Source organism: uncultured Adlercreutzia sp. (assembly GCA_910585575.1).
Taxonomy (GTDB): domain Bacteria; phylum Actinomycetota; class Coriobacteriia; order Coriobacteriales; family Eggerthellaceae; genus Adlercreutzia.
Window position 1 is genome coordinate 1 of the sequence record CAJUFS010000090.1, and the last position, 7830, is coordinate 7830.

The following is a 7830-nucleotide window of genomic DNA, read 5'->3' on the forward strand; positions in this document are numbered from 1 at the left end:
CCAGCCGCCGCCGTTTTTTCCTGATGTCGCTGTCCTGCTGGCTGGCCTGGGCCTCGCCGCCGGCCGACGAGGGCGGCTGGAGGCGCCGCGGGCTCTCGCGCGGCTTCCGCTCGCCGCAGCTGGAAGACGAGATGCGCGTCATGGGGCTTTCCGAGGACGAGTGTCGCGCGGTGCTCATCTGCCGCGACCAGCTGCGGGCCTTCACGGTGCGGGCTCATCGCGGCTCGCCGGCGGCGGCGCTGCGCCAGCTGCTGGTGGCCACGGGCGCGCTCGACCGGCTGCAGGCCGAGGGCGTGGACGGCCTGGCCGCGGCGGCGAACTACGCGAAGGCGCTGCGCATCGTAAGTGGTCTCGAGGCAAAGGCCACGGGCCTGGCGTCGGTGGCCGTTGCCTTCGATGCGCACCTGGAAACTGCTAAGGAGGCGCCCGGAGCCCTGGCTACGGCTGAGGGCGATTTCGTGCGTATCATGACTGTGCACGCCTCCAAGGGCCTGGAGTTTCCCCACGTAGCCATTGCCGAGCTGAAGGACGGTCGCGAGAGCGTCGGTCGCCTCGTGGTGGAGAACATCGGTCAGGCTACGTACGCCAGTGCGCGGTTTGCGCCCGATGATTGGAAGAAGGTGGCCGATAACCTGACCAAAAAGGCCGCCGGTCTCGACGAGCATGAGCGGCTCGAGATAAGCGCACTGGCTCCCGACGAGGTGGCGGAGCGCTTGGCTGCGTTGGGGCCTGGTGTCCGTCACGAGGCGCTGGCGACCTTCGCCCAGGATCAGGCCCTGGCCGAGGCGCGGCGCCTGCTGTACGTGGCGCTCACCCGCGCCAGCAAGTCGCTGTTCGTGGCGGTGCTCGGGGGCGGCGATCCGTCGAAGGGCTACGAGAACGCGGGCATCTTCAACGACCTGTACCAGGCCCTGCAATGGGACGTGACTGCGGACGCTTCGGTGTCCATGGCCGACTACGGCGGTACGGCGCCGGCGCGGGTGGCCTTGCGCTATCTGAGGGGCGAGCAGTTTGAAGAAGAGGAAGATTCCGCGTCGGATGGCTCGGGTGAGAAGGAAGCCGAAGCCGTGGCGTCCTGCGACGCTGCCACGGACGCCGAGGCGACCGAGGCTCCCGTCGACGCCGCGGTTCCGGCGCCCTTCTTGGTGCCCGTGCGCGAGCCGCTGCCTGAACCGCTTATGCTGCCGCACAATTTCGCGCGGGCGGGCTTGTGCTCCTACACCTCGCTTTCGGGAGTCCATGAGCACACTGATGAGCCCGCGGCCGAAAGCGACGGCGGCGTCGTGCTCGCCGACGGGACGGGGGAAGTGCGGTCGGGGCTTGATTCTGCTTGGGAAGCGTCGTTGATCGACAGCGAACCCGATCTCGCCGTTGGCTGCGCGACGTTGCAGCCCGAAGAGGGCCAGGAAGCCGACGCGGCGTTGGCCTTCCCGTCCGAAGAAGCGGCGCTGGGCGCTTCTGCGGAAAGTGCCACGGCTCTGGGCACGGCCTTCCACCGCTTGGCCCAGCAGGCCATCGAGCGCAGCATGGACGGGGCGCTCTTCCGCCCCGACGAGGCCGCCATTGCGGCGCAAATCCAGAAGGAGGATCTGTCTGCGGGCCAGCAGCAGCGGCTGCGCACGGCGCTGGAGCGCTGGCTTTCCAGCGATGAGGCCGCGCGCTTCGCCAGTTTCGCCCATCGCGGTGCCGAGGTGCCCTTCATGGTAGAACTGTGCGCTTCTGCGGAAGGGGTCGGTGACACGGCGCGCGATGAGACGGGATGCGCTGCCACCGCGCCTGAAAACGGGCCGGTGGGGGAGGACGGCGCGCTGCCTGCCCCGTTCTTCCTCGAGGGCGAGATCGACGGCTTGGCCGACAACGGCGACGGGGCGGCGTTCCTCATCGACTACAAAACCGGCGGCAGCGCGGAAGAGACCCCCGAGGCTCTGGACGCCAAGCACCGTCTGCAGGCCAGCTGTTACGCCTATGCGCTCATGCGCGCGGGCTACACCTCGGTGGATGCGCATTTTCTGCGTATCGAGCACGTTTCGGCGACCAACCCGCGCGATCCGCAGATTGTGCCCTATCATTTCGAGCACACCGATCTGCCGGCGCTTGAGGCGCTGATCATCCAGAAGCAACAGGAGGCCTTCCATGGCGCGTGAGCATACGGGAACGAATATCGAGCGCAGCGAGTACTACGGGGCGCTCCAGGATGTGGTTGACAGCCTGTTCTCCGAGTACGGCGATTTGGACCCGCTTATCGCCGAGGCCATCGGGGCGAAGGTACGGCGTCTCGACGTGGTGCTGGCGGCCGAGGCGGCCGACCTGCCCGAAGAGCTGCTGCGCATCGTGACCTTGCTGCCGCCGGGCGATTACACCCGTGAGCGCCTGTGCACCCAACTGAACAGCGCCCTGGCCGGCCATGCCTGGGGCCAGGTCTACGGCACGGTGGTCTAGCGGCGCCCATTCGCTCCTTCTCGTCTCCTTCGGAAAAATACTCTTCGCTTTGTCACAAAATGATGCCTTCCGTCGTGTTGTTGGGTGAGTTGCAACTTGCGAAGCCCGACAACTGAAGGAGGTGTATGTCGGTGGTTAAACGGGATCACAACCCGGAAGACGACGTTCGCGCGGCGGCACCCATGACGGAAGCGGCTCTTGAGCAGCTGATAGACCGCCATGCCGATCTGGTGCTTCGCCTGGCCTACACCTATGTCGGCAATCGCGCCGATGCCGAGGATCTGGTGCAGACGGTCTTTCTCAAGGCGTTTGCCGGCGCTCCGTCGTTCAGCGATGCGGAGCACGAGAAGGCCTGGCTCATCCGCGTGACGGCCAATGCCGGCAAAGACGCGCTGCGGGCGCGGAAGCGCCGTGCGGTGCCCGTGGCGCTCGATGAGCGCGTCTCCGATACGGGGGTTGCGTCCCTTTCCGAGGCGGGAGCTGTGGCCTTTCCCGCGACGCATGATTCTGCGGCCTCATCGTATGAGGCTCCCGGTCCCGTGACCGAGGCGGTGCTGACCCTCCCTCCGGCCTATCGGGAAGTCGTTTTTCTCTATTACTACGAAGAATATTCCACGCGCGAAATTGCCGCTCTGACGGACAGCTCCGAGGTGGCCGTTCGCGCGCGTTTGAGCCGAGCGCGCAAGAAGATGCGCGCGGCGCTGGAAGGGGTGTGCCATGGATAACGGGAAGAGCACTGGCAAGGACGTGGGACGCGCCTATCGCTGCGAGATGGATAGGGTGGCGCTGGACGATGGGATGAAGGACGCCCTGAAGGAGAGCGTGCTTGCCCGAGTGGCTGGGACTGAGGAATCGTCTGCGGTGGATGTGGCGACCGCCTCTTCGGGATCGGTTGCGTCATCCGCGGCGCCTACGTCGGACGCGTCGAATGTCTCGCCGGTGCCGCTCGCTTCGCCTGCGGGGGCTGCTGCGCCCAAGGATGCAGGTTCGCCGGTGAGGAATGGGCTAGCGCGCGGCCGCAGCACGCAGGCGCGTCGTCCGGTGCGCTGGGCGGTGGCGCTGGCAGCGGCGGGTTTTGTGTTGCTGACAGGCTTTACGGTGGGCGCCCAGGGGCAGGATTTGTGGCGCCAGTGGTTTCGCTCAAGCGACGCCGCCGAACGAGCGGCTGCCGTGGGCGTGCAGGCTACGGACGAGGGCGTCACGGTCGAGGTGGTGTCGGCCATTTCCGACGCGAACCACGCCTATTTCCTGGTGGAGGCTCATGACGAGGGCCAGGGGCTTCTTGACGACCACACCGAGCTGGCTTGGGCGGTGCTCTGGGCTAACGGCAGGGCATTGAGCACGAACCAAACGGCTATCAGCTATGACGAGGAGCGGAAAACCGTCTCCTATGTGCTGACCAGCGAGGGGCCCATCGAAGCGGGTGCCCAGGTGGAGTTGCCCATCGAGGCTCTTCGCGACCAGGACGAGGAGTTTGACGTGGTGGTGAGTGCGCAGCCGGTGTCCGAGCTGGTAGGGGATACTCCGGGCACGTACCGTAAGAGGCCGACGGCGCTGCAGGCCCGTGACGGCGAGATTGGCCTGTTGGGCGAGAGCATGCGAGGCAGGCTCTTCGATCCCGACAAGGGCGGTCTGACGGGTATTGCCGATGTTCTGGCCAGCGGCGATCTCAACCTGCCCGTTGAGGGCGATCCCACCTTGTCGGTGGTGGGGGTGGATCTGCGCGACGGTGTGCTGCACGTGCTCACGCGCAGTGGTGGGGTGGACCCCGGTAACGAATATCCCTATTTGAAGGACCCTGCGACGGGCGAAGTGCTGGAGCGCGAGTATTCCATTTCCTACTATTACGGTGAAGACGGCACGAAGGCGGGAGGCGGTCTTGCCCGTATCGATGATTCGCCCACCTGGACTTACACTGACTCGGCGTTCTATCCTGCATCGCTGGACAAGCTCGACCGCATGGAGCTGTGCGTGCACTCGTCCTATTCGGCTTGGCAGACCAAGGGTACCTGGAACCTGTCCTTCATCATGCCCTCGACGGTGGCCAGTGATGCCCTTGAATCCACTACCCACATTCCCTGTGAGGATTTCGGCACCATTGAAGCCGTGACGGTCACGCCGTTCTCCATCGGGTTCTTGGTGCACGATTGCGTCGAAGAGAAGTTTTGGGATAACAGCCCTGAGGTGAGCATTGTCTATCAAGACGGGAGGACCGTGGAGTACCCCGGGGTGTTCCACGAGCAAACGTGGGATTCCGAGGCGCTTTTAGAGCAGGGGAACGTGACGCTTTCCTCCATTGGCTCGTTCGAGGACTACGAGGATATAGCGGCTTTGATTATCAATGGCACGAGAGTGGATTTCGGGCGCAGCTAGGCTGGGAGATGCCCTCGCGATATAAAACGAGGCCCGCGACAATGCGCGGGCCTCAGCACGTCTGCGGGGCAGGGTGGCTTAGAAGCGCAGGCTCAGGCAGGAGAGGCCGCCGTCTACCTTGCGGTATTCGGAAGTATCCACCACCAGGGTCTTGTAGCCCAGATCCTGCACGGCCTTGAGCACCGTGGGGTAGCCCTCGGGCACGATGACGGTGCCGTTCACCCAGATGCAGTTGGCGCCGTAGGCCTCGTCCTCGGGCACGACCACCTTGTTGTACTCGGCGAAGTCGGGCTTGTCGATGAACTCGCCGGACACCAGCATGTTGCCGTCTTCCAGGTAGTTCACGCCGGTCTTCAGGTGCAGCACTTCCTCCAGCGGCACCTCGGAGCCTTCGAGCCCCCAGCCTTCCAGGATCTCGATGAACTGGCGGATGCCCTCCTCGTTGGTGCGGGCGGAGCGGCCCACGTAGAAGTGGTCGCCCACCATCATGACGTCGCCGCCGTCCAGGGTGCCGGGAGCCACGATGTGCTTGACCTTGTCGTCGTCGAAGAACAGGCGGATGGTGGGCTCGATGGCCTCCTTCTCGCCGTTGCGGCTGTCAGCGCCGGGGTTGGTGATGATGGCGCCGCAGCGCGTGATGACCGCCGGGTCCTCCACGAAGCAGGAATCGGGGAACTCCTCCAGGGCCGGCAGCACTGTGACGGCCACGCCGCACTGCTTCAGGGCCTCGATGTAGTCGTCGTGCTCCTCGATGGCGCGCTCGTAGATGGGCTGGCCCAGTTCAGGGGCGCTAGTGATGCCGTCGCAGAGCGACTTGCCGGGGCGGCGGACAATGACGTTTTCGAACTTGGTCATGGATGGCTCCTTGTCGTCGTTGACACGCTTTGTGCGCTTGGCAACAGGGTAGCACGAACAGAGAGTCAACAGGGGACGTTTTGCAAGGGCAGCAAAGAGGGGCCGCGCCTGAGCGCGACCCCCCTCGAAGATGATTATGAGCGATGGGCTACGACGGGCCATGCACGGCGCCGCGAACGCGGCGCAGCGGTTAGCCTTGGGCCAAAATGTGCGCTACGGCTAGGCCCTCGCCTTGGGTGCCCACGCCGCTGCTTCCGACGATGGTTTCACCCACGGCGTAGAGTCCAGGAATGGGGGCGCCGTCTTCCGTGGTTACGTTGAAGTTGTCGTCGTAAAGAAGGCCGCCGACTGTGATGTGCATCGCCCAGGTGCGCGGAGAGGCATAGAAAGGCGGATTTTCAATAGGCGAGATATCGCTGAAGCTCGTTCGCCCGAACTCCTCATCTTTGCCAGAGCGTGCTGCCTGGTTGTAGGCTTGCACGGTGCTTTCCAACGTTTGGGGATCGCATTCGATCTGCTGGGCGAGCTCCTCAATGGTGTCGGCGACAAACAGCTGCCCTTGGTCGATGAGGCTTTGCAGGCGGTGACCATAACGATTCAGGTCGCCCTCTACGCGGCAGGTGTCGGCATCCGTGATCATGAACATCATCTGCTCGGGCTGCTGCATGATGTCGGCAGTCATGGAATAGCGATCGCGCACCTCATCCATGAAGCGAAGGCCGTTTTTGTTTACCATCATGCAGTCGATGTCGTCTCCAACAGTGGTTTCGTCGCTTGAATTCTTGCAGTCGGCCATAGGGAAGGGCATTTGGTCATCCATGAGTGCCACGCCGGCCCCTAGACGTAGCGCCATGGTGATGCCGTCGCCGGTATGCCCGTACGTGTTGGTGGTGGGAATGGGGGAATTCTCATCAAAAGGCCATTGGGTGTTGTACTGGCGCAGCATGTCAGGGTTGCCGGAGAAGCCACCCGTGGCTAGCACTACGCCGCGGTTGGCGCGAATTTCGTAGGGGGTCCCATCCTCTCCTTGGGCTTTGACGCCCACGACGGTATCGCCTTCCGTCAGCAGCTCGGTAGCGGGTGTGTTGAGCATAATGCTGACGGGAAGATCCTGGTCTTCGAGTACGGAGCGGTAGTGTTGGAAGTAGCCTTGACCGCAGCGGCCTGAGGCGGGAGAGGCCCAGCGGGGCCACGAGTAGCCGACAATACCCACAAGTTCTTTGAACTCGAAGCCGTCCTCGCACAGCCAGCTGTCGAGATCGGCGATATTCTGGCAGAACAGCATATTGCCCTCAAAGTCGCCCTCGCCGGCGATTGTGTATTGCAATGCTTGCAATTCAATGCTGTCGAAGCAGGTCTCTTTGCCGTCGGCTTGCCACTGCGCCCATTGAGAGCGAATGAGGTCAATGGCATCGTTAGGGACGAGGCCTTCGGCGGCGGCCAGGTCGTCTTCAAGTTGGGCACGCTGGCTATCGGTCATGGCTTCTCGTAGCGATTCAGGAGCGTTGACGTATTCCAGGTAGCCGCCTGAAACCAGGGCGTTTCCTCCCATGGTGCAGCTTTTCTCCAGCACAATGATGTTATCGACGCCTAGTTTTGCTGCTGCCACAGCGCAGGCCATGCCGGAACCGCCGGCGCCTACGATAACGATTTCGGCTTCAAGTGCTTCGGTTCCCGTGGATGCGGTGCGCAGCGGTGCCTCCTGCAGCTGAGCGGGATCGCCACCTGCCTGGATTACACAGTCTTCTGTGGCGGCCAGGACGGCCATGGATGAGAGGGTTGCTCCTGTGATGGTGTCAACGGCAAGACTCTGATGCTCCGCGATGGACGCGGGTATCTCCTCCAAGGCGCGGTCCGAGATAAGCGCTGTCTCTTCGTGGTCAACCACCGAAACCGATTCGATGGCGTGATCGCTGAACACGGTTTCTACCGTGATGGGCCCGAACTTGCCCTGACTTTGGGCTGTGTAGGTTCCGGGGGTGTAGGTGGTGCTAGCGGTATCGGAACCACCAGGAGCGCAACCGTGCAACCCGAAGAGGGCCACGCCAACACCAGCGATGGTGGCGCTTCGCACAAACGAGCGGCGCGACAGAGAGGGAAGATGCTTCATTTTTTCTCCTTGAGGATTATGGGACTGGGACGCCGAAGCGGGGAGGGGCTGGC

6 protein-coding genes are annotated in these 7830 nt (G+C 63.6%); 4 read left to right on the plus strand and 2 right to left on the minus strand.

Annotated features, from left to right (window positions below; all coding sequences use genetic code 11):
• From QZ307_RS10030 to QZ307_RS10045, 4 genes are all read left to right on the plus strand, one after another.
• The coding region (locus QZ307_RS10030) for a PD-(D/E)XK nuclease family protein (RefSeq protein WP_295999479.1) at window positions 1–2144 on the plus strand (2144 nt) is incomplete at its 5' end.
• The gene (locus QZ307_RS10035) at window positions 2134–2439 is read left to right on the plus strand and encodes a hypothetical protein (protein WP_295999482.1); all 306 of its coding nucleotides are present in this window, start codon (window positions 2134–2136) and stop codon (window positions 2437–2439) included. The genes QZ307_RS10030 and QZ307_RS10035, both read left to right, overlap by 11 nt.
• 125 nt (window positions 2440–2564) lie before the next feature.
• Window positions 2565–3164 (plus strand): sigma-70 family RNA polymerase sigma factor, encoded by a 600-nt coding sequence (locus QZ307_RS10040; protein ID WP_295999484.1) that lies wholly within the window; start codon window positions 2565–2567, stop codon window positions 3162–3164.
• Window positions 3157–4812: a hypothetical protein gene (locus QZ307_RS10045; protein ID WP_295999485.1), complete on the plus strand. Its 1656-nt coding sequence runs from the start codon at window positions 3157–3159 to the stop codon at window positions 4810–4812. Before QZ307_RS10040 ends, QZ307_RS10045 begins: the two co-directional genes overlap by 8 nt.
• Window positions 4813–4890: 78 nt before the next feature.
• Here QZ307_RS10045 and QZ307_RS10050 read toward each other — a convergent pair whose 3' ends face one another.
• Both QZ307_RS10050 and QZ307_RS10055 read right to left on the minus strand, forming a co-directional pair.
• Window positions 4891–5667, minus strand: coding sequence for a dimethylarginine dimethylaminohydrolase family protein (locus QZ307_RS10050; protein ID WP_275207625.1), 777 nt, complete (start codon window positions 5665–5667; stop codon window positions 4891–4893).
• Window positions 5668–5857: 190 nt separating this feature from the next.
• On the minus strand, window positions 5858–7777 hold the full coding sequence (locus tag QZ307_RS10055; RefSeq protein ID WP_295999488.1) for an FAD-dependent oxidoreductase: 1920 nt from the start codon (window positions 7775–7777) through the stop codon (window positions 5858–5860).
• Between the last annotated feature and the right edge of the window lie 53 nt (window positions 7778–7830).

Excerpts from the sequence above, each read along its gene's own strand:
- QZ307_RS10040 (WP_295999484.1), top strand. The coding sequence starts at position 2,565 with ATGTCGGTGGTTAAACGGGATCACAACCCGGAAGACGACGTTCGCGCG.
- QZ307_RS10045 (WP_295999485.1), top strand. The coding sequence starts at position 3,157 with ATGGATAACGGGAAGAGCACTGGCAAGGACGTGGGACGCGCCTATCGC.
- QZ307_RS10050 (WP_275207625.1), bottom strand. The coding sequence starts at position 5,667 with ATGACCAAGTTCGAAAACGTCATTGTCCGCCGCCCCGGCAAGTCGCTC.
- QZ307_RS10035 (WP_295999482.1), top strand. The coding sequence starts at position 2,134 with ATGGCGCGTGAGCATACGGGAACGAATATCGAGCGCAGCGAGTACTAC.
- QZ307_RS10055 (WP_295999488.1), bottom strand. The coding sequence starts at position 7,777 with ATGAAGCATCTTCCCTCTCTGTCGCGCCGCTCGTTTGTGCGAAGCGCC.